Raw genomic sequence first — 24783 nt, forward strand, 5'->3', positions numbered from 1 at the left:
AGCCCGGATGGAGCGCAGCGAAATCCGGGACCAGTGTCGCTTCAAGCGATGGCGGCCCCGGATTGCGCTGCGCTCCATCCGGGCTACGGCGACATCACCTGTAGCAATGAAAGCGATGATACCCGTCATAGTACCCGCGGCACCGGTAATGGCGGTGATGTGGAATGCCGAACACGCCCTCGACCGCCCCTACAGCCCCTCCAACGCCGGCGCCGACCGCGCCACCAACGACACCGCCCACGGGGCCGGCGATCCGGTTACCTTCGTAAGAACCCTCCTGGGCCCCGCGCACGATACCCTGGGCGTGGCTGGCGTGCGGCAAAGCCAGCAGCGCGAGCAGGATGGCGGCAGCGGCGAACAGCAGGCGGACAGGCAGACCGGCCGGCAATTGCGCGGCGGCGATACGGGCTTTGTTCATCTTCAATCCCAAGGGAAATACACGGGGTAAGTGGCGGCGGACGCCGCCTGTCGGGGTGGCCATGATCAACGCCCGAAGCAGCCAAATGGTTGCGCCTTTGTGACGAATTGTCGGCGTTGTGAACGCACGTCCGCTCGCGAAAATGTCAGCATTGCCGCTGGCAGCGTGGCACAAAGCGGCCTTGCTTACGCCCGGCATCACGTTAACGATGGGCAGGCAGGCCGCTGGAACGGAAGCCGGATTGCAGGCATATTGCACGCCGGGGGACGGAGAGCCGCGGCGTTATTGTTTGAGCATGATCTTTCGGAAAACCGCTACACACTTTTCCGGATCATGCTCCAGCGTGAACAGGCCGGAGGCCAGGACTCAAATGCGTTTCCAGATGCGTTCATTTTTGATCGCTTTCACCTCCCTGATGCTTTTGAGCGCGGGCACCGCGCAGGCCAAGGTCGAGATCACCGTCGACAAGGACAATCAGCAGATGACCGTCGCCGTCGACGGCGTCGCGCGTTATCGCTGGCCGGTGTCGACCGGCATCCCCTCGCGCGAAACGCCGAGCGGCTCATTCCGCACCTTCCGCATGGAAGAGGATCACTACTCCAAGGAGTTCGACGACGCGCCGATGCCGCACGCGATCTTCTTCACCAAGGTCGGGCACGCCATCCACGGCACGGATTCGGTCGGCCGGCTCGGCTCGCCCGCCTCGCATGGCTGCGTGCGGCTGTCGCGGCAGAACGCTTCGACGCTTTACGCGCTGGTGCAGCAGCAGGGCGTGCTCAACACCACGGTGACGCTGACCGGCTCGGCGCAGGTGGCGCTCGCCCGCAATCCGCGCGGCCGCGCCAACACGGCGGTGGCCCGCGCGCCCCAGCAGCCTGTCGAAGAGCAATACGCCACGTCAGGCGATCCCGTGAACCTCGCGCCGCCGGCGCAGCCCGCCCGCCGCTACATGCCGCAGGACGACAATTACATCTATCCGGCCGACGGCAGCGACACCGGCGCGCGCTATCCTGCGCCGCGCGGTAACCGCCCGCTCTACGACGCGCAGGTCTATCAGCAGCAGCAGCCGCAGCAACAGTATTACAATCAGGGCTACGGCCAGCAGGGCTATTATTATCAGCCGCAGCAGCCCCGGCAGGTTTATCAGCCGCGCGGCTATTACTATCAGAACTGACGCTTTCCGGGTCGTGCTCTATCTGAACGCGGCCTCGCCGCGTTCGACGATCTTTCGCGCAGCACCGACGAAGGCGCGCGCGACCGGCTCGAGAATGTCGGGCCCGGTCGCGGCGACATCGTCCGACGGCGTGTGGAACGTCCGATGGCGGCCGGCCATGCCGAGGAAATTGGCATAGCCCGCCGCGTGCACATCGCGTAGCTCGCCGACCGCCTGCTTCTCCGTCACCAGACGTTTCGCCGCAACGCCAACGAAGGCTTCATCGGTCAGGGCGACCGCGGATCTGCTCAGCACGAGGTAGCGTTCTTCCTCGGGGCGATCGGTGCGGGCTGCTTCCGCGAAGCCATAGCAGGCGTTCGACGAACCGAAGTGAATCCACGCCAGCGTATCCTTCGGCGGCGGCGCGCCCTGCTTCAGGAACAGCTCCATGCCACCGTGACCGATCTCGTGACCAGCGGTGGCGATGAAGACGAAATGCGCCGGCCATTTTTCCGCAGCGACGGTGCGCGCAAGCGCGAGGAAGTTGGCGATGCCGGGGCCGCGCTCGCAGACGCAAGTGTACCAGCCGGTCATCGGCGTGGAGACGACGATGGTCGGGCCGCGGCCCTTGCCGGTCTCGGCGATGACGTTACGGCCGGCGACATCGCGTTCGTAATGGCCTTTGACGTCGAAGGTGATAGCCGCGCCCGAGGCGAGCGCACGCTCGAATGCCGGCCGGGACTTCGCGCCGACCACGATCACCGGCACCGGCCAGGGCGCATCCTCCTGCGTGACGTTGTAGGCAAAGCGATCGTCGGCGGGATTGCCGATCGTCAGGAGGATGGCGGCGGGTTTCTTCGCCGCCGCTTCGTTGATCGCCGCGCGATGGACGGGGCCGAGATAGGCGCCGCGATCGAACGGCAGGTCGAGCAAGAGGATCTTTCCGGCAACATCGCCATCGCGCGCGAGCGGAGCCGTGAGATGGAAGCTCGCTCTGTCCTCCGGCGGCCACCAGAACGGCGTCGCCTCGACGCGCGTACCGCCGGCCTCCGCGCTGGCCTGCTCGACGACATATTGGCGGCCGAGCACGACAGCCTGGAAGCTGACGTCGAACCCCGCCTGCTTCATCTCGCCGGCGATCCAGTCGGCGGTGGCGCGGTCACCGAGCGAACCGAAGCGGTGCAGGCCGAAGGACGCGTAGCGCGCGACATCGGCATAGAGAGCTGCGCCCGAAAGCGCATCCTCGGCTGCCGCTTGTCCGACCATGAGAACCGCCATCGCTGCGATCAAGATGAGCCGCATGTCTGTCCCTCCCGGAACCGATCTTCTTTTGAGGATCAGTTTCGCTTGTTCGCAGCCGCCGTCAACCGCCCTCGCCGACCAGCACGAACGGCGCCCACACGGCGGGATCGGCATTGCGCGGCGAAGACAGGTCCGCGATCAGGGCCCTCATCGACCGCCGCAGCGCCTCGGCACGGCCGATGCCGGGATGCGCGGTCAGCTCGGAGAACGCACCCGTCGTCAGGCGCACGGCAGCGTCGGAATCGACCGGCCAGTGCGAGACCAGAAGCGCCCGCGCGCCAGCGTAGAAGAATGCGCGTGCGAGGCCGGACAGGCCCTCGGCCCCAGGTCTGTCGCCCGCCGCCGTGTTACAAGCCGAGAGCACCGCCCAGTCGGCATCGAGCCTGAGCTTCGCAATGCGGCTCGCCGTGAGCAGGCCGTCGTCGTCGCTGGTCGGCTTGTCCGGAAGTGTGAGCACGAGCGCGGGCTCGCTGAGGCCGTTGACCTCGCCGGCGACGAGCCCGTGAGTGGCGAAGTCGACGACGCGGTATTGATCCAGCGGCAGGGTGCTCACGCTCGTCACGGTCGCGGCCGGGCCAAGCTTGACGTCGTCCTGCGGCGAAGCACCGAGCGCGCGCGCCACGGCCTGAAGCTCGCCCGCGGTCTCCGGCAGCGCCGGCAGGCCGGTGCGCAGCCTTTCGAGGTCAACGGCCGAGCCATCGTAGTAGCTCTGGTACGGCTGCACGTTGCGCCCCGCGCGCCTGTCGCCCGACGCGCGCTGCAACACCGGATCGCCGAAGCCGATGAACGGCTTTTGCGCTCGTGACTCCTTGGCGAAGCTACGCAGCGCGCGGAGGCTCGGGATCGACGGCAGCACCGTGATGGCGCGCTCGTTGAGCAGCCACGCCGCCTGCCGGTAGCGATCGGGAGAGGTCGCATCGGGCTTCCTCGTCACCAGCACATGGAACGGGAGGCTGGTGAGCGCGCCGGCCGGGACGATCAACAGCTTCGGTTTGCCGGCGATATCGGCGGAGATCGGTCCGAACAGCGCGCTGGTGAGTTCGAAGGACGCGTCGAGATCGAACGATGATTGAGCGGCTTCCGGGTTGGCGAGGCCCTGCCGCAGATGCGCGACACGGTCGCTGATGTCGCGGCGGCCAAGAGACACCTGGCGCAGCGCGCTCGACTCGCGCGTCACCGCGAGAGCATAGGTCTTATCGTTGAGCGTAATGAACGCGACCAGCGCCTCGTCCGGCTTCAAAAGGCCTTGTGTCTGGGCGATCGATAGCGGCTGCGGATTGGACAAATCGGCGTATGCGGGAAAGCTGCGGTCGAGCTGCGCAGAGACGTCATCGAGCGATTTCTGCGTCTGCGCGATCTGTGCGCGCAGGTTCGCGATCAACGTGTCGTTTCGCTTGCCGTCGGCCTGACCCAGCTCGGACGTTACGCGCTTGTCCAGCGTTTCGAGGCTGGTCTTGAGATCCTGCTGCCGCCGCACCAGTCCGGCGATGGCGTCGTTGCCGGCGCCGAAGCGCGCTGCCATCTGCGACAGCGCGGCACCCGCGCTGGTCTCGTGGGCGCGTTGCGCGGCGCCAAAGGCCTCGTCCTTCGCAGCATTGTCCGGCTTGCCGTCCGAGACGCGCCAGATCGCATCGATCAGCCAGGGATCGAGCTCGGTGAAGCGGGTGAACTGCGCGTTGCGCTGGGCGTTGAGCGCGGTGGCGGCAAGCCGGAGCCGCGCCAGGCTGTCCTGCCATCTGCCGTCGCGGCGATCGACATCGGCAAGGTTGATCAGCGTGGCGATGGTGTCCTGATGGCGCGGTCCAAGCCTCTCCTGCGCGATCGAGAGCGCGCGGTCGAGCCGGGCGCGGGCCTCAACCAGATTGCCGGTCTTGAGATCGAGCAGCGCGACGCTGCGGAGGTCCTTGACGAGCTGGGGATGCCCGGGTTCGAGCACGCGTTCATCGATCTCGAGACACCGTAGCAGATACGGCCGGGCCTCGTCGGTCCGCCCCATATCCATCAAGGCGTGGCCGAGGGAGCCGGTCGCCAGCGCGCTCGCTCCGCTGCCTTCGCCGAACTTCCGCTCCATGACCGCCACAGACCGGCGAAAGAGATCGACCGCCGGATCGTTCCGCCCAAGGTTGGCGTAGCTGTTGGCGAGATTGTTCATCGCACGCCCGGCATCGGGGCTGTCGGCGCCGAACGCCTTCTCGTAGATCGCTAGCACACGCTCCTGGAGGCCCGCGGCCGCCTCGTTCTTTCCCTGCGCCGAATAGGCGTTGGCGAGATTGTTGAGCCCGATCGCCGTGGTCGGATGGTTGGGCCCATAGAGCCGTTCATAGGCCTGCAGCGTCTGCTGGTACAGTTTCTCCGCCTCGGCGTAGCGCGCTTCGTGTTCGAGCACGGTCGCGAGATTGCCGGTGGTTGCGGCGACGTTCGGATGGGTTTCGCCGCTGCGCGCCCGCGTGATCGCAAGCGAGCGCCGCATCACCGCCTCTGCGTCAGACAGACGGCCGGCATCGAGATAGAGGTTACCGAGATCGTTGAGCATCTTGTCGTAGTTGGGCACGGCCTCCGCGCCTTTGCCGAAGCTGCGGTCGAGCAGATCGATCCCCTGCTTGAGCATGCGCTCGCCGTCATCGAAGCGTCCGAGCAGGCCATAGATGTCGCCGAGATTGTCCATCGCGGATGCGATATCGAACGGCGGCGCATTGGCGGCCTGCAGGCCGGTGAGCGCCCGCTCGAAATAGCCGGCGGCTTCCCTGAAGTTCTCCTTGTCGCGCGCCAGCCCGCCGAGCGCCGACAGCGTGCCGGCGAGCCTGACGTCATTGGCCCCGAAGGCATTGGTGCCGAGCGCCAACGCCCGTTCGGCGACGGTGGTCGCCTCCGCCCGCCGGTCGAGCATGCCGAGCGATCCGACCAGGATGTTCGAGGTGCGTAGCGTGGAGGCGACGTCGTTGTTCCGCAGCTTGATCGCGAGCGCTGCATTCAGCTTGTCGACGGCTTCCGGGAAGCGGCCGAGATTGCGCAGATACATGCCCTCGTTATGCAGCACACCGGCGTAGTTCAGATTGTCGCTTCCCTGGCGGCGGCGCACCAGGTTCTCCAGCTTTTGGGCAATCGCGAGCCCGTCGGCCCAACGGCTGGTCTCCGTGGCCGCGTTCATCTGAGCGACCAGCGAATCAAAATCATTGCCGCGCTGGGCGGAGGCCGGCGGGGCAGCGAGCAGGACAAGGAAAAGGACTGGGAACAATCGGGCGGGGTTCATGCGACAATCCCGTCACGCGCGTCAAATCGGCAATCCCGGGAGGATATTGAGGGCTTTTCCCGCTGTCGACCGCCGGAAATCGCGCCCTGAAGTGCATCAATTGACCAGCTTACCGACGCAGGAAGGCAACAGTCCCCAACCTTCAACGCCGCGGCGTTTCGGCCAAATTGACAACCTTGGGGTCGCCCGTATTGTCATTCCCATTGTTTCTGGGAAATGACATGACACGCGAGCAGATTTCGGATTTCTGCGTTACGGCCTTGGCCAATATCCTGCGGATATCGAAGGAGAAGGTCGACACCGGCACCAAGTTCAACCGCCTCGGCCTCGATTCGGCGATGCTCGTCTATCTCATGATGGAGCTCGAGGAAAAGCTGGACCTCGAACTGTCGACGGACGACTTTTACGACCACCCTACTGTTGAGGCGCTGTCGCGATTTCTCGCCGACAAGCGCGCGATCCGTACCGCCGCCTGAGGGCGGCTGAACCGGCGCAGTCCAATGGAAACGTTCCGCTCGCTGGTGGCTGTACTGGCCCGGCGCGCGGCGGAGCAAGGCGACGACCGCGCCTATGTCTTCGTCTCCGATCGCGGGACCGAGGAAGCTTCACTCACCTTTCGCCAATTGCACGCCGCCGCAACCGCGCTCGCATCACGCCTGACTTTGGCCGGGCAACCCGGCGAGCGCGCCATCCTGGTGTTTCCGCCCGGTCTCGAATTTCTGGTGGCGTTCTTCGGCTGCCTGATGGCCGGTATCATCGCGGTGCCGATGATGATGCCGCGGCGGAACAGCGCGCGCGACGCCAGCGCCGCGATCCTCGCCAATTGCACGCCGGCGCTGGCGCTGACCACCTCGGCCTTCGCGCTCCGCGGCGATCTGCAAGCCCGCTTTGCGCAAGAGAACATCCGCTGGATCGAGGTCGATCTCACTGGTGATAGAGCAGCAGCCGATCTGCCCGATCCGGCGCCTGATGATATCGCCTTCCTGCAATATACATCAGGCTCAACGTCCGAGCCCAAGGGCGTGGTAGTGACCCACGCAAACCTGCTCGCCAATCTCGAGATGATCCGGCTTGCGCTCGGCAACAGCAGACATTCGACCTACGTCAATTGGGTGCCGCTGTATCACGACATGGGGCTGATCCTGAACGCGCTGCAGGCGCTCTATGTCGGAGCGACCTGCGTGCTGATGGCGCCGAACGCCTTCATGCAGCGGCCGCTCGGCTGGCTGCGTGCGATCTCGCATTACCGCGCGGAGGTCGCGTGCGGCCCCAATTTCGGCTTCGACCTCTGCGTCAGCCGCTATCGCCCCGACCAGATGGAGGGCGTCGATCTCTCCTCGCTCAAAATCGCGCTCAACGGCGCCGAACCGGTGCATGCAGAGACGATCGAACGGTTCGTCGCGACATTTGCGCCGCACGGTTTCGATCCGCGCGCGATGTATCCGGCATACGGCATGGCGGAAGCGACCTTGCTGATTTCAGGCGGGACGCGCGGCGGCGGTCACGTCACGCGAGGTGTCAGCCGCGCGGCGCTTCAGGCGCATGTGGCGGAGGCGCCACCCGGCGTGGACGATGCCCAGATCGTCGTCGGCTGCGGCCGAGCGCTCACCGGCGAGCGCATCGCAATCGTGGAGCCGGAGCACCGCATGCGCCTGCCCGCCGACCGCGTCGGAGAGATCTGGGTCAGCGGCGCCAACGTCGCCAGAGCCTATTGGCGCAACGACGAGGCGAGCCGCGACGGGCTCAATGCGGAAATCACCGGCGCGGACGGCCCGTGGCTGCGCACCGGCGACCTCGGCTTCCTCGACGCATCAGGCGAATTGTTCGTCACCGGGCGGATCAAGGACCTCATCATCATCCGCGGCATCAACCATTATCCGCAGGACATCGAGCGCACGGTGCAATCGCTGGACGCAGGCTTGCGCGAAAACTGCGGCGCGGCGTTTTCGGTGCCGGACGAGAGCGGCGAAGAAGCGCTGGTCATCGTGCAGGAGGTGGAGCGCACCGCGCGCCATTCGATCGACAGTGACGAGATCAAGGGCCGGATCCGCGAAGCCGTCGCCGACAGCCACGAGCTCTCCGCGCGTCACATCGCGCTGATCCGGCCAGGCAGCCTGCCGAAGACCACCAGCGGCAAGATCCAGCGCAAGCTGGCGCGCCGGCTCTGGCTCGACGGCGGCCTGGAGGAGATCGGCTAGAAGCTGATCTCGGCCGCCTCACCGGCGCGCAGGCTGGCGGCAATGCCCTGCTCTATCCTGCGCGCGATGACCGCGCGGTAGTGGATGAGATCGGTGAAATTGGCGGGATCCCGCGTCAGCGTATTGTCGACGCGGTAGTCGATCAGATTGCTGTTCGCGCGCCCGCTGACGATGGAGCGATAGGCCTCCTTACAGGCCGTGTGAGCTGCGGCGTCACGGCTGCCGGGAACGGGCACGATCGTGTAGAAGGTCGGCGGCATCACCAGCACGACGGACACGTCGCGCGGGAGTTTTCCGATCGCAGCGGCCAGCATCGCCGCGTAGGGAAACGGATCCGCGATCTTGCCCGTGAACGGCACCGCCTTCGCGGGCTCAGCGACTGCGGGATGCTTTGCGCCGGGTGCCCATAACTCCTCGTAATTCCAATAGCCATCGGCGCGGACCGGCTGGCGCGCGCCGCGCGCGATGGCGATGCGCTGGAACGAGCGATCGAGCGCGGCCCAGGTGAAGAGATTGCCGAGATGACGCAGCGTACCGCCCTCATAGAGCCAGTACGGAAACGGGTCCTTCGGCGGAGGCAATACGGTGTTGCTGCACCAGGGCCGATCGATCGAGACGACCAGCGCCCGGATCGTCTTGTGGTGTCTGGCGAAGTAATCGAGGATCGCCAGATCACCGCGCGGATCGGCGCCGGGCGCGACGAGCTGGACGAAGCGCAGGCCCGTGGCCTCGTCCAGCCTGGCGGGCTCGAGCAACTGCACGGTCGAATTGCCGAGGATGGCTGAATCAAACTGCGGGTCGCGGGCCCGGCTGATGTTGGCCGTCCAGGGATTGCGGTCGCTCACGCCGACGATGCCGAAGGCGTTACCAAACCGGCCGCTGTCGTAGGGATCGACGAGGATCACGAGGGTCGCAATCAGCGCAGCGCCGAGCGCGAGCGTGCCGAGGCAGGCCGCGATGGAGCGCCCCCACCCGGGTGAGACGTCAGAACTGGAAATAGACGAACTCATGAATCCCTCGTTCGCCGATCTGGATCAGCAGGGCCAGAATCCCGACACCGAGCAGGCCGGCCAGTACCAGATTCGGACGGCGGGTGAAGAATGCCACGATGTCCTGGCTCGCCGGCAACAGGAACGCGAATAGCGGCGCCGCCACCAGCGGCCACAATTGTCCGCCACGCGCCAGTGGCAATGGTTGGGCAAGCCCGGCGAAGACATGCCAGGCCGCCTCCACCGACCCTGCGCGAAAGATCACACCGGTCGCAAGCACGAACAGCACGGTGAGCGCCCAGCCGAGCCATGACGGGAAGCGCGGACCATAGCGCCGCCACAACGAACAAACGACCTGCGCGAGGCCGTGCAGAACGCCCCAAAGAACAAAAGTCCAGCTCGCGCCGTGCCACAGGCCGCACAGCGCCATGGTGATCATCATCGCGCCGAAGAACTGCACCTGCAGCCAGCGCCGCGGCAGCAGGCGCGTGTTGACCAGCGGGTAGAACACATAGTCGCGCAGGAACAGCATCAGCGTGATGTGCCAGCGCTGCCAGAAATCCTGGATGTTGGTCGAGCGCAGCGGCGTATTGAAATTGTACGGCAGCTGCACGCCGAACAGGAGGCCGAGGCCGATCGCGATGTCGGAATAGCCGGAGAAGTCGAACAGGATCTGGAACGAGAAGCAGAAGGCGAGCCAGGCATCGCCGCTGCGAAGCGGTCCGTTGGCCGCCTCCGCGTAGATGGGATCGAGCAGGTGGGCGAGGCTGTCGGCGATCACCACCTTCTCGAACAGGCCGAGCGCGATGAAGCAGGTCGCGATGCAGAACTGGCGCTGCCAGCCCGGCACGTAAACCTGCTTGCCGAACTGGTGCATCACCTCCGACCAGCGTGCCAGCGGCCCTGCGATCGCCTGCGGAAAGAAGGCGATGTAGAGCGCGTATCGGTCGAGCGCATAGAGCGGTGCCTTGCCGCGCTTCAGATCGACCAGATACATGATGTGGTGGAAGGTGAAGAAGGAGATGCCGAGCGGCAGCCCGATGTCGAGCGCCGGCAGTGTCGTGCCGAGTACGAGGCTGAGATTGGCGAGAAGGAAGTTGGCGTATTTGAACAGCGCCAGCACCGCGAGATCGAGCACGATCACGAGCGTCAGCACCGCCTTCCATTTCACCCGCCCGTAGGCGACCGAGGCGAGCCAGTTGATCGCGATCGAGGCGATCAGGAGCAGGATGAAGGACGGACTGCCCCAGGCATAGAAGGCGAGCGAGAGGGCGACCTGCACGCCGATCCGAAGGTGCGGATAGGGATCGGCCAGGCGGTAGATCAGCAACGCCGCCGGCAGGAAGACCAGGAGAAATGGATAGTCGTTGAAAAGCATCGGATCAAAGCCGCGCCATCACCGGCGCTCGCGCCGGTCGATGATGCTCAGCCCGTTTCCAGATCGGGCGCCGCATCGCCCGGCTGGCGCAGCATGCGCCGCGCGATCTTCTCCTCGCTCGGCACCTTGACGTCCCAGACAAGCCCGAGCGCTTCCAGCGTGCGGATGAAGATGAAGCCGGGATCGAACTCGAACCAGCGCAGGCCGAAGGCCGCGGAATACGGGAAGGCGTGGTGGTTGTTGTGCCAGCCCTCGCCCCAGCCGAGCCAGGCCATCACGCCGAGATTGCGGCTGTTGTCGTCACGGGTGACGAAAGGCTGCGTACCGAAAGTGTGCATGACCGAGTTGATGGCGGAGAAGGTCTGCTCGACCACGAACATGCGCACCACGCCGCCCCAGAGCAGACCCGTCAGCGCGCCCCACAGGCTCATCGTGGCAAGGCCGCCGATGATCGCCGGCAGCAGCAGGCCGAGCACGACCCAGGTGTAATAGTAGCTGTTGACGGCGACCAGCCTGCGGTCCGCCATCAAGTCAGGCACGTAATGCGCGACGTTGGGATAGTCGTGTTCGATCATCCAGGTCAGATGCGCGTGCAGGAAGCCGCGCAGGCGGCCGATCAGGCTGTCGCCATGCAGCCGCGGCGAGTGCAGATCGCCGTCGTGATCGGACAGTTCGTGGTGGCGCCGGTGCATCGCCGCCCAGGACAGCATGGAGCCGCGGCCCGCCATCGATCCCATGATGATCAGGATTGCGCTCATCGTCGCGGAGGTCGCGAAGGCGCGATGGGTGAACAGACGGTGGTAACCGACGGTGAGGCCAAGGCCGGTGATCAGCCAGAAGCCGAGGAACAGGCCGAGCTCCGTCACGCCGATCGGACGATAGAACAACAGGCCCAGCGCAACCAGCGAGCCGACAAAGGGCAGAATGTCGAAAATGATGAAATGCCGCCGCTGCATCTTGTGAAAATGCCGGCTGCGAATGATGCGGTGATCGCGTTTCTGTGGCACGGGCGGGTCCCAGGATGGCGTCCATGAGTACATACAAGCCGGGCGGGCGCAACCCAAGCCGCAGCCCAAGGTTTCAACAGGCGCAAAAGCCTGTAGAATGGGCCGTTCGTGCCGAAAAACGTTCAGATCCAGCCCTTTTCCGCTTGCCCGGCGAGCCGTCATGCCATCACGTGCTGCGACAATTCTAACGGTGATCTCGATCGTGATGGCGGGACGGGCAATGGGATTCGATCTCGAGGCGCATCGCGGCGGGCGGGCGCTGTTGCCGGAAAACACCCTGCCGGCCTTTGCCAACGCGCTGTCGATGGGCATCGACACGCTGGAGCTCGACGTTGGCGTCACCTCCGATGGCGAAGTCATCATCTCGCATGAGCGCGGGCTCAATCCCGATCTCGCGCGGGATGCGAGCGGCACCTATGTCACGTCGCCCGGCACGCCTTTCGTGAAGCTGCGGCTCGAAGAAGTCAGAGCCTACGACGTCGGCCAGATCCGTCCGGACAGTGCCTATGCCAAACAATTCCCCGAGCAACGCGCCGTGCCGGGGACGCGCATCCCCACGCTGGCGCAGCTGTTCGCACTGGTGCGAAAGTCCGGCAACGCGCGCGTACGCTTCAACATCGAAACCAAGATCGATCCGAACCGTCCGGACGAATCGCTCGACCCGCAGAGTTTCGTCGCAAAACTGCTCGGGGCGATCGAGGCGGAGAAATTTTCCGACCGTGTCATGATCCAGTCGTTCGACTGGAGGACCCTGCTGCTCGTCCAGCGGCAGGCGCCGAGCGTGCCGACGGTGTACCTGACGCTCCAGCGCGGTTCGGGCCAGACCGTCGCACTCGACAAGGCGACCAACTGGACAGCGGGTTTCAATCCGGCCGAGCACGGCGGGTCGCTGCCGCGAACCATCAAGGCTGCGGGCGGTGCGATCTGGTCGCCCTATTTCGGCGATGTGACCGCGGCGCTGATCGCTGAAGCCCATGCGCTTGGACTGCGCGTCGTGGTCTGGACCGTCAACAAGCCCGAGGACATGACGCGCATGATCGAGCTCGGCGCCGACGGCATCATCTCCGATCGGCCCGACCTGCTGCGGCAGGTCGCCGGCGAGAAGGGAATTGCGCTGCCGGTGGGGACACCGGCGGAGCCGTAGGTCTCGTGTCCCGGACGCGGCGCAGCGTGCAACGCTGCTCCGCAGAGCCGGGACCCAGAACGCCGCGCCATGGGCCCCGGCTCTGCAGCGCATCACTTCGTGCTGCGCAGCGTCCGGGGCACGAGAGGGCGGGTCGCCGCCCTACTCCCCGTCCCGCAGGCGCCGGTACAGCGCACCCAGGATGTTGGAGTAGTCATCCGTCCAGACCCGCACCCTGTCGTCCGCTTCCGTCAGCTCCCATGATTTGGACAACGCGAGCTTGCCGACATCTTCCTCCTCGCGCGCGGAGATGACGACGTCGGTCGAGAAGATGTAGTCGGAATCGCGACCCGAATCCTCGTTGAAGACCCAGCTCTTCAGATCGTTGGCGTCGGCGATGCCGACCACGACCGTCTCGAGATCGAGGTGCCGGTTGGAGACGTGCATCACCACGGCACCGTGGGGCGCGAGCTTGTTCTTGTAGATCTCCATCGCCTCTTCGGTGGCGAGATGAATCGGGATCGCATCGGACGAATAGGCATCGACGATGATGAGATCGTAGACGCCGTCCGGCTCCTTCGCGAAGGTGAGACGCGCATCGCCGATGACAGGCTTCAGGTCCGGCAGGCAGCTCGAGATGTAGCGGAAATTCTTGGGGTCGCGCGCCGCATCCACCATCGACTGATCGATCTCGAAGAACCTCCAGTCCTCGCCGGGTTCAGCTGCACAGGCGAGCGTGCCCGATCCGACGCCGATCGCGGCGACCTTGAGCGGTGCGCCCTTGCGCTCGCGGATCGCGGTGATGGCCTGACCGATGCCGCCGTCCTTGTGATAGTAGGTGATCGGCTCGGGCCGGCCGGTGACCGGCGTGCCGTCATTGTTGCGGAAACGCTCGGCGCCGTGGATGGTCGTGCCGTGCATCAGCACATGGAAATAGCCGCCCGGCGTCTCCACGATCTTGTGCACGCCGAAGAAGCTGCGCACGGTGGTGACGCGGCCTTCGTCGGCGGGATAAATGCGGATCAAAACCAGCGCGAGCGCGACGGTCGCAAAGATCTTCCAGCGGCCGGCATTGAGCGCCAGCGTCAGCAGCGCGGCGAGCACGCCGACGGCGCCGGCAACCCAGACGCGATGATCCTCGAACCAGGTCGAGAGTCCGCCGGTCGTGTACGAGGGCGCAACGAGTGCCACCGCGAGCGCGGCGAGCACGAGCCAATACCATTTGACGATGCCGGCAAGGCGCTCGTTCGCCGAGGGCCGGCACAGCGCCGCGAGCGCAATCAGGATCGGGTATTCGGCGATCCACGAGAAGGTGAAGGGCGCGACCAGGCCCGCAAACAGGCCGCCGACCATGCCGCCGAACGACAGCGCGACATAGAAGCCGGTGAGATATTTGGCCGCCGGCCGGGTTCGCGCCAATTCGCCGTGGCAGGCCATGGCGATGACGAAGAAGCATAATTGGTGGCCACCGAGCGTCAGCAGCAGATTTTGCTCGCCGCCGAAAGCCAGCAGGACGACCACGCCGGCAATGGCGACCGGCTGGAGCATCAGCATCCATTTGTGCGGCAACAGGGGCCGCGACTGGAACACCACCACCCAGGTGAGCAGATACAGCGACAGCGGCAGCACCCACAGCAGGGGCGCCGCCGCAACATCGGTCGAGATGTGCGCGGTAACCGCGATGAGCAGGCCTGACGGCACCGCGGCGAGGAAGATCCAGCGCAGCCGCATCACGATGCCAGGCGCCGGCGCATTGACGTCCTCGGTACGCGCGTCGGCCAAAGCCAGCTTCGGCGAGCGGAGCAGCAGCACGCCGCAGGCTGCGATCAGGACAATCAGCAGGCCGTAGCCGCCGGTCCAGAACCGGTTCTGCGTGTGCAGCGTGAACATCGGCTCCAGCAGGAACGGATAGGACAACAGCGCGAGGAAGCTGCCGATGTTGGAGGAGGCATAGAGGAAATAGGGATCGTGCGCGGCGGGATGGCCGGTGCGGACGAACCAGGCCTGCAGCAGCGGATTGTTGGCGGCGAGCGCAAAGAACGGCAGGCCGATCGAGACCACGAACAGGCCGAGCAGCCAGAACGCATAGCCAGACGCCGGCGGCTCGCCATAGGCGGTGGCGATGCCGAGCGGCAGCGTGGCGAAGGCCAGCACCAGCAGCAGCAGATGCACCACGACAGGCACGATGCGGTTCCGGACCTGCATCAACAGATGCGCATAGGCATAGCCCGCCAGCAGCAGCGACTGGAAGAACACCATCGCCACCGACCACACCGCCGGCGAGCCGCCGAGCCGCGGCAGCACCATCTTCGTGAACAGCGGCTGCACCGAGAACAGCAGCAGCGCGCTGACGAAGATCGCGGCGGTGTAGACCGTCAGCAGCAGCCGGTTGCGCGAGGCGGACGGCTGCTCCGTGGCGGCGGGTTGCACGATCGAATCCATGGAAGCTCCGGCAAAAGCGTTTTCCAGCGAAGTGGGCACCGGTTCACGCTGGAAAACGCGCCGGACAACGCCCCCGGCGGGCGCCGGACGCGCAATGGAGCACACCGCGCCTGAACGGGCAATAAAGGGGCTCGTGATGTTGCAGCGACGATTGCTTGATATAGAGATGTCATTCCGGGGCGATGCGAAGCATCGAACCCGGAACCTCGAGATTCCGGGTTCTCGCCTTGCGAGCCCCGGAATGACGGAAGACTGGGCCTCGAACCTTTCATGAGCGAAACCGACGTCGTCATCATTGGCGCTGGCCATAACGGCCTCACCTGCGCGGCCTATCTCGCGAGCGCAGGCCTGCGCGTGCGCGTGGTCGAGCGCCGCAAGGTGGTCGGCGGGGCCGCGGTCACGGAGGAGTTTCACCCCGGATTCAGGAATTCGGTCGCGGCCTACACGGTGAGCCTGCTCAATCCGCAGGTGATCCGCGATCTGGGCCTCGCCGAGCAGGGCCTGCGCGTGGTCGAACGGCGCGCGCAGAATTTCCTGCCTGCGCCTGACGGGAGCTACCTCCTCACGGGAGAGGGACGGACCAAGGCGTCGGTTGCGCGGCTGAGCGCGCATGACGCGGAGGCGCTCGACGGCTTTTCGCGCGAGCTTGAAGACATCGCCGACGTGCTCCGGCAATTCGTGCTGCGCGCGCCGCCGAACCTGCTGACCGGCATCGGCACGGCGGCAATCCGCGAGGCCGTGAACGCGCTGCAGAGCGCCAATATCCTGCGCGGCCTGACGCTGGAGCAGAGCCGCAGCCTGCTCGATCTCTTCACCCGCTCGGCCGGCGAGATGCTGGACGAGCGGTTCGAGCACGACCTCGTCAAGGCGCTGTTCGGCTTCGACGCCATCGTCGGCAATTATGCCAGCCCCTACGCGGCGGGCTCGGCCTATGTGATGCTGCACCACGCCTTCGGCGAGGTGAACGGCAAGAAGGGCGTCTGGGGCCATGCCATCGGCGGCATGGGCGCGATCACGCAGGCCATGGCGCGCGCCGCGCAGGCGCGCGGCGTCGCAATCGACACGGATGCGGGGGTGCGCGAGGTGATCGTCGAGCGCGACCGCGCCGTCGGTGTCGTGCTGGAGAGCGGCGAGACGATCCGCGCGAAATATGTCGCGGCCAACGTCAATCCAAAGCTGCTCTATACGCGGCTGATCGCGGCCGACGCCCTGCCGCAGGACTTCCTCGCCCGCATCCGCCACTGGAAGAACGGCTCGGGCACCTTCCGCATGAACGTGGCGCTGGACCGCCTGCCCTCCTTCACGGCGCTACCCGGCGACGGCGATCATCTCACCTCCGGCATCATCCTGGCACCAAGCCTTGGCTACATGGACCGCGCTTATCTCGATGCGCGCGCGCAGGGCTGGAGCAGCTCACCCGTGGTGGAGATGCTGATCCCCTCCACGCTCGACGACAGTCTGGCGCCCGAAGGAAAACATGTGGCGAGCCTGTTCTGCCAGCACGTCGCGCCGGAGCTTCCCGGCGGCAGATCCTGGGACGCGCATCGCGACGAGGTCGCCGATCTCATGATCGCGACGGTGGATAGCTACGCGCCGGGCTTTGGGACAAGCGTGCTCGGCCGCCAGATCCTCTCGCCGCTGGACCTCGAGCGGCAATTCGGCCTCCTCGGCGGCGACATCTTCCACGGCGCGCTGACGCTGAACCAGCTGTTCTCGGCGCGCCCGATGCTGGGCCATGCCGATTATCGCGGACCGCTGAAGGGCCTCTACCATTGCGGCTCCGGCGCCCATCCCGGCGGCGGCGTCACCGGTGCCCCCGGCCACAATGCCGCGCAGGCGATCCTGCGGGATCATCGCTCGCTGTTCGGAAGCCGTGGATAGGCTTGTGGATTGGGTGTGGACAAGGCTGTTGGCAGATCTGTGAGCACCGGCGCCAGCAGGCCGGACCCAGCCGGGTATAGGCAGTGGAGAAGCTGGGGATGAGCGGTGAGATACCCGGTGGATAACACGCGGAAAACCAGCGGACAGCCTGTGGGCATCTTCCAAGCGGCCCCCAAAACGATCTCGCCCGCCGGGGGCAATCCCCCGAGCGGGCGCTGATCTAGGAACAACCTATGAAGAAATCCGCTTCCGCTGGGAAACGGGAGGCGGAAATTACTTCAAGGAAGTGCTAATCGAACCGAACTTGTCGTTCAAAGTGGTGCCCAGGCTGTTCACAACGGTGATGATCGCCAGCGCGATACCGGCCGCGATGAGCCCGTATTCGATCGCGGTCGCACCGGATTCATCGGACCAGAACTTCAAAACCATGCGCTTCAAGACTCGCCTCCATTTCTAGGTGTGTTGTTTGGCTCCAACATCCGAAAATCTACGGGATACAACCTACGGGCAGGTTAATCCCGGCGTTGCAAGTTATGCGGAAAATTAGGAACAAAAGTTCCAAGAATTGAACTGATCGGAACCTTATGATGCAGCCTTCCCCCACCCATCGCGCCAGCTTTTCGATCGGCACCGAGGCCGCGGCCAAGCGCGTCGTCGACGTGCTGACCGAGGTGTTTTTCGAGGGCGATGCGGCGGTCGCCGCGTTCGAGCGGCCGGACGGACAATGGGACGTCACGTTGCATTTCGCCGAGGCGCCCGACCAGACATTGCTCAGCGAAATCGTTACAAATTCAGCGGGAAATGAGATCGCTGCGACCCTCGTCTTCGACACCGTCGAGGCCAAGGACTGGGTCAAGGCCAGCCTTGAAGATCTCGTCCCGGTGCCGGCCGGACGTTTCGTCGTGCACGGCAGCCATGATCGCGACCGCGTCGCTCCGAACAAGCTCAAGATCGAGATCGAGGCGGCGCTCGCTTTCGGCACCGGCCACCACGGCACCACGCGCGGCTGTTTACTGTTGCTTGACCATGTCCTGAAGAGCTCCCGTCCTAGGACCCTGCTCGACCTCGGCACCGGAACCGGCGTGCTGGCGATCGCCGCGGCGAAGGCGCTGCATCGCACGGTGCTGGCCTCCGACATCGACCCGCCGTCGGTGCGGGTCGCCGCCGAGAACGCGACGCTGAATGAAGTTGGTAACCATGTGCGGGTGATCCGCGCCACCGGCTTCGCCGCGCCGGATTTCGCCAGATGCGGCCCGTTCGACCTGGTGCTGGCCAACATCCTCGCCAACCCGCTGCGGCAATTGGCGAGCCCGATGGCGCGGCACCTGGCGCCAGGCGCCCGTGTCATCCTCTCGGGCCTGCTGACCCACCAGGCCCCCGCTGTGATCGCCGCCTACCGCGCGCGCGGCCTCGTGCCGCTGAAGCACCTCAGGATCGAGGGATGGAGCAGTTTGTTGCTGAAGAAGGTGTCGTAGGGCGGATTAGCGAAGCGTAATCCGCCTCTTCTCGCGCAACGACAAAAGTGGTGGGTTACGCCTCCGGCTAACCCACCCTACGGCATCACGATCGCCGCCCTACTCCGCCGGCTTGTCGTCCCGGCGCATCGCGGGCTCGCTCCGCAGGGCGCGCCTGGCGCGACGCTCGGCGAAACGATTGATCATCTGGCTGATGAGGCCGCGCGGCTTCTTGGGTGTCGTTGCGGCCGGGGCGCGGCGGGCCGGCGGCGAAATCTTCTCAAACGTGAACGCTGGCATCGTGTGTCCTCTCGCCGTTGAGATGAACCACTTGCTCGAATTTCCCTGTTATCCGGACGAAGCGCAACTGCTGCATCCTGTACTCCACTCAATTCGAATGGAACGTTTTCAAGCACACTCCATGCCAGATGCGCCGCAAATGCGTCCACATTGCGGACTGATCGCCCCGGTCGTAGATTGAGCCCATCATGTTCGAAGCACACTTCCAGACATTCGAAGAGCCCGAGGCCGGCGTCGCATTGACGGCGCGCCTTGCCGCGCTTCGCGAAGAACTCGCCCGCCGCAAGCTGACCGGCTTCGTCATTCCGCGCGCCGACCAGCAGCAGAATGAATATGTGGCGCCCTCGGAAGAACGGCTGGCCTGGCTGACCGGCTTTACCGGCTCGGCGGGATTGGCGGTGGTGCTGACGCATGAGGCCGCCCTCTTCGTCGACGGCCGCTACACGATCCAGGCTGCTAAGCAGGTCGACGCCAAGGCCTGGGCGGTGGAATCGCTGGTCGATCCGCCGCCGGAAAATTGGGTATCGGCGCACCTGAAAGCCGGCGACCGCCTCGGATTTGATCCGTGGCTGCACACTTCTTCAGCAGCCGAGCGTCTGGCCGCCGCCTGCGCCAAGGCCGGCGCGGAGCTGGTGGCGGTCGACAGCAACCCGGTCGATGCGATCTGGCAGGACCGGCCGCAGCCGCCGCTTGCCCCCGTTGCCGTGCACAGCCTGCAACATGCCGGCGTCGCCGAGGCCGACAAGCTGGCGCAAATAAGAAGTGAGATCGGCAAGCTCGGCACCGACGCGCTGGTGCTGTCCGACAGCCATGCGGTGGCCTGGACCTTCAACATCCGCGGCGCCGACGTCGCGCATACCCCGCTGCCGCTGTCCTACGCGCTGGTGCCGAAGGACGGCCGTCCCACCATCTTCATCGACCACCGAAAACTCTCCAACCTGACGCGCGACCATCTCGAACAGTCCGCCGACGTGCGCGAGCCCGATGCGATGGCGCCGACGCTGATGGCGCTGGCCAAGAGCGGCGCGGCCATCGCCCTCGACAATGCCACCGCGGCCGACGCGCTGAGCCGGCTGATCGCGGGTGCCGGCGGCAAGCCGGTGCGCGGCGGCGATCCGATTGCGCTGCTCAAGGCGGTCAAGAATGCGACCGAGATCAAGGGCACGAAGACGGCCCATGTCCGCGACGCCGTGGCGCTGGCGCGCTTTCTCGCATGGATCGACCGTGAAGCTCCAAGCGGCAAGCTCACCGAGATCGACGCCGTCGAGGCGCTGGAAACGTTCCGCCGCGACACCGGCGCCCTGAAGGACGTATCGTTCCCGACCATCTCGGGCACCGGTCCGAACGGCGCCATCGTGCACTACCGCGTCACGCGCAAGAGCAACCGGCGCATTGCACCCGGCGATCTGCTGCTGATCGATTCCGGCGCACAATATGAAGACGGCACCACCGACGTCACCCGCACCATGGCCGTGGGCGAGCCGACAGACGAGATGCGCGACCGCTTCACCCGCGTCCTGCGCGGACACATCGCGATCGCGCGCGCGGTGTTTCCCGACGGTACCACCGGCGCGCAGCTCGACACGCTGGCGCGGCAATATCTCTGGGCCGCCGGCGTCGATTTCGAGCACGGCACCGGCCACGGCGTCGGCAGCTATCTCTCCGTGCACGAAGGTCCGGCGCGCATCTCGAAGCTCGGCACCACGCCGCTGAAGCGCGGCATGATCCTCTCCAACGAGCCCGGTTACTACAAGACCGACGGTTTCGGCATCCGTATCGAGAACCTCGAGCTGGTGGTCGCCACCGACATCAAGGGCGCCGAGAAGCCGATGAACGCATTCGAGACGCTGACGCTGGCGCCGATCGACCGACGGCTGATCGACGTCGCGATGCTGAGCAAGGACGAACTCGACTGGCTGAACGCCTACCACGCCCGCGTGCGGGCCGAGGTCGCGCCGGCGCTGGATGAGGCGACGAAGGCGTGGCTCGACCAGGCGACGGCGGCGCTGACATAGCGCCGCGCATGGCGCTACGCGACCGGCGCAAGGCTTGACCGTTTTCGCCCGTACTCACGACGGGCTTTGCACGCTCCTGACGCAGTTTGCCCGTAAAATAACGGCCTCCTGCACACTGTTATTATAACAGTCCCGGAATCGGTATAGCCGCATTCCGAAACGCCGATGTCCGTCTTGTGCGAGCACGCTACAGTCGATTCGACTTCGAAAGACGGACATCTATGCACGGCATGATCAGCAGGCCGCCGGACGCGGCAAGGAAGAACATCGCGACCTCGCGCGTGGTGTTGCTGCTGCTGGTCGTCATGACCGGGATCGCGCCGATCTCGCTCTACATTCTGGTTCCGGCGCTGCCCATACTGGCGACGACATTCGGCCGCGACATCTCGATCGCGCAGATGACGGTATCGCTCTACATGGTCGGCATCGCGCTGTCGCAGCTGATCATGGGGCCGCTGTCGGACAAGTTCGGCCGGCGCCCGGTGCTGCTGGGCGGCCTCGCGCTGATGGTCGTGGCGAGCGTCGCCTGCATCTTCGCCGAAACCCTGCCGCAGCTGATCGCGGCGCGCTTCTTCCAGGCGCTCGGCGGCGCCTCCGGCATGGTGGTGAGCCGCGCCATCATCCGCGACATCTACGAGCGCGACCGCGTCGCCTCCATGATCAGCCTCGTGGTCGCCGCCCTGATGATCGGCCAGATGGTCTCACCGCTCACCGGCGGCCTGATCGAGACCGCGTTCGGCTGGCGCGCGATCTTCTACGCCGTCACGATCGGCGCGATCGCAGTCGCCGTCGGCATCGCGATCGCGCTGCCCGAGACGCGCCGCGACCGTGCGGTCGGCAGCGGCGGCTTTCGCAGCGATGTCGGCACCCTGATCAAGAGCCGCGCCTTCATCGGCTATGTGATGTGCCAGGTGCTGGCCTCGCAGATCATCTTCACCTTCGCCGGCGGCGGTCCCTACATCGTCGTGACGCAGATGGGCCGGACCAGCGCCGAATACGGCGCCTGGTTCGCGACGACGGGATTTGCGTACCTGGTCGGCAATTTGCTCTGCGTGCGTTTCGCGCCGCGGCACTCGCTGGAAAAGCTGATCTGGTTCGGGCTCGGCCTGCAGCTCTGCGGCAGCCTGTTGAACCTGCTCTGGAGCTTCACCGGCTGGAACGAAGCGCCGGCGTGGCTGTTCGGCACGCAGATGATCGTGATGGTCGGCAACGCCTTCGTGATGGCGAACTCCGCCGCAGGCGCCATCAGCATCCGCCCCGAAGCGGCCGGCACCGCGTCGGGCGCGATGGGCTTTCTCCAGCAGGGCATCGGCGCGCTGATGTCGCAGTTCGGCGCCTATCTCGGCGGCCATTCGGCCACGACACTGCCGCTGACCTCCGCGGTGCTCGCGATCTCGCTGCTCTGCGCCTGCATGATGATCTTCGTCGTCCCCCGCCGCGAATTGGTGGTGAGCGAGACATTGATCGAGCAGGCGGAGGAGGAAGAGACGGGGATGATGTAGTTGTTGCTTTTGCGCGGCGGCTGTCACAACACGCTCGGTGTCATCCCCCGCGCAGGCGGGGGATCCAGTACGCCGCGGCTTCTCCGTATCCTTCTGCTGTCTCTGGAATACTGGATCGCCCGGTCAAGCCGGGCGATGACAGCGGAGTGAGTGGCGTCAGCGCTCCTCGCAATGACGGGGAGAACCCTCACTCCCCGATCAGCGTCAGCCACTCGTCCTCGGTCAGCACCTTGACGCCGTGCTTGTTGGCATCCGCGAGCTTTGAGCCCGCACCCGGGCCGGCGACGACGAGGTCGGTCTTCTTCGATACAGAGCCCGACACCTTGGCGCCCAGCCGCTCCGCGGTCGCCTTGGCCTCGTCGCGCGTCATCTTCTCCAGCGAGCCCGTGAACACCACGGTCTTGCCGGCGACGGCCGAGTTGCTCTTCGGCTTCTCGGCGTCGACGATCTCGACCTCTTTCGTCAGCCGCTCGACGATGCCGCGGTTGTGGCTCTCGCCGAAATAATCCGCGATGCTCTTGATCACGGTGTCGCCGATCTGGTCGAGCGCGTCCATCTCGGCCATTGCCTCCTCGTCGCCCTTGGCGACCTTGAGGCAGGCATCGTGGAAGGCCTCCCACGAGCCGTAGCCGCGCGCGAGCGCCAGCGCCGTGGTCTCGCCGACATGCCGCATGCCGAGCGCATAGACGAAGCGCTCCAGCGCGATTTTGCGCCGGCTCTCGATCGCGCCGAACAGATTGCGCACCGAGGTCGCGCCGTAACCTTCGATCTCCTCGAGCTTCAGCTTCGCATTGCGCTTCTCCAGCGTGAAGATGTCGGCGGGCTCCTTGACCCATCCTTCATCGAAGAAATACTGGAGCTGCTTCTCGCCGAGCCCGTCGATGTCGAAGGCGCGCCGCGACACGAACAGCTTGAGATGCTCGATCTTCTGATAGGGGCAGGCGAACTCGCCGGTGCAGCGGGCGCGCGATTCCTCTTCGCCGGCGGCCGTCTCGCCGCGCACGACGTCGGTGTGCAGCGGGCACGGGCACTTCTTCGGGAAGTGGAATTCCTTGGCGCTCTTCGGCCGCTTGTCGAGGACGACGTCGACGATCTGCGGAATCACGTCGCCGGCGCGCTGGATCACGACGGTGTCGCCGATCCTGATGTCGCGCCCTTCGCGCAGCACCTCGCCCTTGTTGCCGATGCCCTTGATGTAGTCCTCGTTGTGCAGCGTAACGTTCTGCACGATCACACCGCCGACGCCGACCGGCTCGAGCTTGCCGACCGGCGTGAACGAGCCGGTGCGGCCGACCTGGATCTCGATGTCGCGCAGCACCGTCATGGCGCGCTCGGCCGGGAATTTGTGTGCGATGCCCCAGCGCGGCGTGCGCGAGACGAAGCCGAGCCGCTCCTGCCAGTCGATGCGATCGACCTTGTAGACGACGCCGTCGATGTCGTAGTCGAGCTCGGCGCGCTCCTCCTCGATGCTCTGGTGGAACGCGATCAGTTCCTCGACCGAGTGGCACAGCTTCGTCAGCGGATTGGTCTTGAAGCCGCAACGCTCGAACCAGTGGATCATGCCGCTCTGCGTCGCTTCCGGCATCGCGCTCATCTCGCCCCAGGCATAGGCGAAGAAGCCGAGCGGGCGCGAGGCGGTGACGGCCGGATCCTTCTGCCTGAGCGAGCCCGCAGCCGAGTTGCGCGGGTTGGCGAAGATGGTGTCGCCGGCCGCCTTCTGCCGCTCGTTGAGCGCCAGAAACGCCTTCTTGGTCATGTAGACCTCGCCGCGGACCTCGCAGATATCGGGGACGTTGCGGCCCTTCAGCTTCTGCGGCACGTCTTCGAGCGTGCGGATGTTGGCGGTGACGTCCTCGCCCTCCGCGCCGTCGCCGCGCGTCGCCGCGGTGACGAGCTCGCCGCCCTCGTAGCGCAGCGACATCGACAGGCCGTCGATCTTCGGCTCGGCGGAGAAATCGACCTTGTCGTCGTCGAGCTTCAGGAAGCGCACGATGCGGCCGACGAAGTCGCGCACATCCTCTTCGGCAAAGGCGTTGTCGAGCGACAGCATGGGCACCGAGTGCCGGACTTTTTTGAAGCGCCCTGACGGCGCCGCGCCGACCTTCTGCGACGGCGAATCTCCGCTGACGAAGTCCGGAAAGCGCTTTTCGATCGCATCGAGGCGCTGACGCAGGGCGTCGTATTCGGCGTCGGTGACGGTGGGGGCGTCGTCCTGATAGTAGCGCTCGTTGTGCCCCTCGATCTCGATCGACAGCCGCATGTGCTCGACCTTGGCCTGCGCCTTGGTGAGATCGGCGACGTCGCGAAGCGGTCTGGATTTTGCTGCTCTTGCCATGGTGCTTGGATACGACGGAGCGGGCGGGAGGGTAAA

The 24783-nt window shown here is 65.6% G+C and carries 18 protein-coding genes; 8 read left to right on the plus strand and 10 right to left on the minus strand.

The genetic code is table 11. From position 1 onward, the window contains the following. Positions 1–94: 94 nt before the first annotated feature. Positions 95–418, minus strand: a complete 324-nt coding sequence (locus tag VGR99_RS31050; RefSeq protein ID WP_326903753.1) for a hypothetical protein — start codon at positions 416–418, stop codon at positions 95–97. Positions 419–800: 382 nt separating this feature from the next. On the opposite strand from VGR99_RS31050, the gene VGR99_RS31055 reads away from it, so the two are divergent. Then, positions 801–1592 carry a L,D-transpeptidase gene (locus VGR99_RS31055; protein ID WP_326903754.1) on the plus strand — a complete coding sequence of 264 codons (792 nt, stop codon included), beginning with the start codon at positions 801–803 and terminating at the stop codon, positions 1590–1592. 18 nt (positions 1593–1610) lie between these two features. Here the strand turns inward: VGR99_RS31055 and VGR99_RS31060 are convergent, their stop codons facing one another. Further along, a complete protein-coding gene (locus VGR99_RS31060) occupies positions 1611–2873 on the minus strand; it encodes a hypothetical protein (protein ID WP_326903755.1) in 1263 nt (420 codons plus the stop codon). Positions 2874–2934: 61 nt separating this feature from the next. Next, on the minus strand, positions 2935–6021 hold the full coding sequence (locus tag VGR99_RS31065; RefSeq protein WP_326903756.1) for a CHAT domain-containing tetratricopeptide repeat protein: 3087 nt from the start codon (positions 6019–6021) through the stop codon (positions 2935–2937). 323 nt (positions 6022–6344) lie between these two features. Between VGR99_RS31065 and VGR99_RS31070 the strand changes: the two genes are divergently transcribed. Next, positions 6345–6599, plus strand: coding sequence for an acyl carrier protein (locus VGR99_RS31070; RefSeq protein ID WP_326903757.1), 255 nt, complete (start codon positions 6345–6347; stop codon positions 6597–6599). A gap of 24 nt (positions 6600–6623) precedes the next feature. After that, a complete protein-coding gene (locus tag VGR99_RS31075; RefSeq protein WP_326903758.1) occupies positions 6624–8321 on the plus strand; it encodes a fatty acyl-AMP ligase in 1698 nt (565 codons plus the stop codon). Here the strand turns inward: VGR99_RS31075 and VGR99_RS31080 are convergent. The 3 genes from VGR99_RS31080 to VGR99_RS31090 are packed head-to-tail and all read right to left on the minus strand — an operon-like array spanning position 8318 to position 11695. Then, on the minus strand, positions 8318–9331 hold the full coding sequence (locus VGR99_RS31080) for a hypothetical protein (RefSeq protein ID WP_326903759.1): 1014 nt from the start codon (positions 9329–9331) through the stop codon (positions 8318–8320). The two genes, VGR99_RS31075 and VGR99_RS31080, sit on opposite strands and share 4 nt — an antisense overlap. After that, positions 9306–10688 (minus strand): MBOAT family O-acyltransferase, encoded by a 1383-nt coding sequence (locus VGR99_RS31085; RefSeq protein WP_326903760.1) that lies wholly within the window; start codon positions 10686–10688, stop codon positions 9306–9308. The genes VGR99_RS31080 and VGR99_RS31085 overlap by 26 nt, the downstream gene beginning before the upstream one ends. Before the next feature lie 47 nt (positions 10689–10735). Beyond that, entirely contained in the window at positions 10736–11695 is a 960-nt protein-coding gene (locus VGR99_RS31090; RefSeq protein ID WP_326903761.1) for an acyl-CoA desaturase, read from the minus strand. 160 nt (positions 11696–11855) lie between these two features. Here VGR99_RS31090 and VGR99_RS31095 point away from each other — a divergent pair, with 160 nt between their 5' ends. Further along, a complete protein-coding gene (locus VGR99_RS31095) occupies positions 11856–12839 on the plus strand; it encodes a glycerophosphodiester phosphodiesterase (protein ID WP_326903762.1) in 984 nt (327 codons plus the stop codon). Between the two features lie 141 nt (positions 12840–12980). Here VGR99_RS31095 and VGR99_RS31100 read toward each other — a convergent pair whose 3' ends face one another. Beyond that, complete coding sequence (locus VGR99_RS31100) at positions 12981–15260, minus strand: fused MFS/spermidine synthase (protein WP_326903763.1); 2280 nt, start codon at positions 15258–15260, stop codon at positions 12981–12983. 270 nt (positions 15261–15530) lie between these two features. Here VGR99_RS31100 and VGR99_RS31105 point away from each other — a divergent pair, with 270 nt between their 5' ends. Then, positions 15531–17141 carry an NAD(P)/FAD-dependent oxidoreductase gene (locus tag VGR99_RS31105; RefSeq protein WP_326903764.1) on the plus strand — a complete coding sequence of 537 codons (1611 nt, stop codon included), beginning with the start codon at positions 15531–15533 and terminating at the stop codon, positions 17139–17141. 273 nt (positions 17142–17414) lie between these two features. Here VGR99_RS31105 and VGR99_RS31110 read toward each other — a convergent pair whose 3' ends face one another. Further along, entirely contained in the window at positions 17415–17570 is a 156-nt protein-coding gene (locus VGR99_RS31110) for a Flp family type IVb pilin (protein ID WP_414645205.1), read from the minus strand. 158 nt (positions 17571–17728) lie between these two features. Here VGR99_RS31110 and VGR99_RS31115 point away from each other — a divergent pair, with 158 nt between their 5' ends. After that, positions 17729–18616, plus strand: coding sequence for a 50S ribosomal protein L11 methyltransferase (locus VGR99_RS31115; protein WP_326904079.1), 888 nt, complete (start codon positions 17729–17731; stop codon positions 18614–18616). A gap of 99 nt (positions 18617–18715) precedes the next feature. On the opposite strand, the gene VGR99_RS31120 is transcribed toward VGR99_RS31115, so the two are convergent. After that, positions 18716–18895 carry a hypothetical protein gene (locus VGR99_RS31120; RefSeq protein ID WP_326903765.1) on the minus strand — a complete coding sequence of 60 codons (180 nt, stop codon included), beginning with the start codon at positions 18893–18895 and terminating at the stop codon, positions 18716–18718. 188 nt (positions 18896–19083) lie between these two features. Here VGR99_RS31120 and VGR99_RS31125 point away from each other — a divergent pair, with 188 nt between their 5' ends. Together VGR99_RS31125 and VGR99_RS31130 are read left to right on the plus strand one after the other, a co-directional pair. Then, positions 19084–20910, plus strand: coding sequence for an aminopeptidase P family protein (locus VGR99_RS31125; protein ID WP_326903766.1), 1827 nt, complete (start codon positions 19084–19086; stop codon positions 20908–20910). 221 nt (positions 20911–21131) lie between these two features. Next, positions 21132–22412 carry a multidrug effflux MFS transporter gene (locus tag VGR99_RS31130; protein WP_326903767.1) on the plus strand — a complete coding sequence of 427 codons (1281 nt, stop codon included), beginning with the start codon at positions 21132–21134 and terminating at the stop codon, positions 22410–22412. A gap of 187 nt (positions 22413–22599) precedes the next feature. Here the strand turns inward: VGR99_RS31130 and ligA are convergent, their stop codons facing one another. Then, positions 22600–24747, minus strand: coding sequence for an NAD-dependent DNA ligase LigA (gene ligA / locus VGR99_RS31135; protein ID WP_326903768.1), 2148 nt, complete (start codon positions 24745–24747; stop codon positions 22600–22602). Between the last annotated feature and the right edge of the window lie 36 nt (positions 24748–24783).

The sequence above is a fragment of the Bradyrhizobium sp. genome (genome assembly GCF_035935975.1).
GTDB lineage: Bacteria > Pseudomonadota > Alphaproteobacteria > Rhizobiales > Xanthobacteraceae > Bradyrhizobium.

What these genes read in the sequence shown, in the direction of transcription:
- VGR99_RS31050 (WP_326903753.1), bottom strand. Translation starts at nt 418, where the DNA reads ATGAACAAAGCCCGTATCGCCGCCGCGCAATTGCCGGCCGGTCTGCCT.
- VGR99_RS31055 (WP_326903754.1), top strand. Translation starts at nt 801, where the DNA reads ATGCGTTCATTTTTGATCGCTTTCACCTCCCTGATGCTTTTGAGCGCG.
- VGR99_RS31060 (WP_326903755.1), bottom strand. Translation starts at nt 2,873, where the DNA reads ATGCGGCTCATCTTGATCGCAGCGATGGCGGTTCTCATGGTCGGACAA.
- VGR99_RS31065 (WP_326903756.1), bottom strand. Translation starts at nt 6,021, where the DNA reads ATGAACGCGGCCACGGAGACCAGCCGTTGGGCCGACGGGCTCGCGATT.
- VGR99_RS31070 (WP_326903757.1), top strand. Translation starts at nt 6,345, where the DNA reads ATGACACGCGAGCAGATTTCGGATTTCTGCGTTACGGCCTTGGCCAAT.
- VGR99_RS31075 (WP_326903758.1), top strand. Translation starts at nt 6,624, where the DNA reads ATGGAAACGTTCCGCTCGCTGGTGGCTGTACTGGCCCGGCGCGCGGCG.
- VGR99_RS31080 (WP_326903759.1), bottom strand. Translation starts at nt 9,331, where the DNA reads ATGAGTTCGTCTATTTCCAGTTCTGACGTCTCACCCGGGTGGGGGCGC.
- VGR99_RS31085 (WP_326903760.1), bottom strand. Translation starts at nt 10,688, where the DNA reads ATGCTTTTCAACGACTATCCATTTCTCCTGGTCTTCCTGCCGGCGGCG.
- VGR99_RS31095 (WP_326903762.1), top strand. Translation starts at nt 11,856, where the DNA reads ATGCCATCACGTGCTGCGACAATTCTAACGGTGATCTCGATCGTGATG.
- VGR99_RS31100 (WP_326903763.1), bottom strand. Translation starts at nt 15,260, where the DNA reads ATGGATTCGATCGTGCAACCCGCCGCCACGGAGCAGCCGTCCGCCTCG.
- VGR99_RS31105 (WP_326903764.1), top strand. Translation starts at nt 15,531, where the DNA reads ATGAGCGAAACCGACGTCGTCATCATTGGCGCTGGCCATAACGGCCTC.
- VGR99_RS31110 (WP_414645205.1), bottom strand. Translation starts at nt 17,570, where the DNA reads ATGGTTTTGAAGTTCTGGTCCGATGAATCCGGTGCGACCGCGATCGAA.
- VGR99_RS31115 (WP_326904079.1), top strand. Translation starts at nt 17,729, where the DNA reads ATGCAGCCTTCCCCCACCCATCGCGCCAGCTTTTCGATCGGCACCGAG.
- VGR99_RS31120 (WP_326903765.1), bottom strand. Translation starts at nt 18,895, where the DNA reads ATGCCAGCGTTCACGTTTGAGAAGATTTCGCCGCCGGCCCGCCGCGCC.
- VGR99_RS31125 (WP_326903766.1), top strand. Translation starts at nt 19,084, where the DNA reads ATGTTCGAAGCACACTTCCAGACATTCGAAGAGCCCGAGGCCGGCGTC.
- VGR99_RS31130 (WP_326903767.1), top strand. Translation starts at nt 21,132, where the DNA reads ATGCACGGCATGATCAGCAGGCCGCCGGACGCGGCAAGGAAGAACATC.
- ligA (WP_326903768.1), bottom strand. Translation starts at nt 24,747, where the DNA reads ATGGCAAGAGCAGCAAAATCCAGACCGCTTCGCGACGTCGCCGATCTC.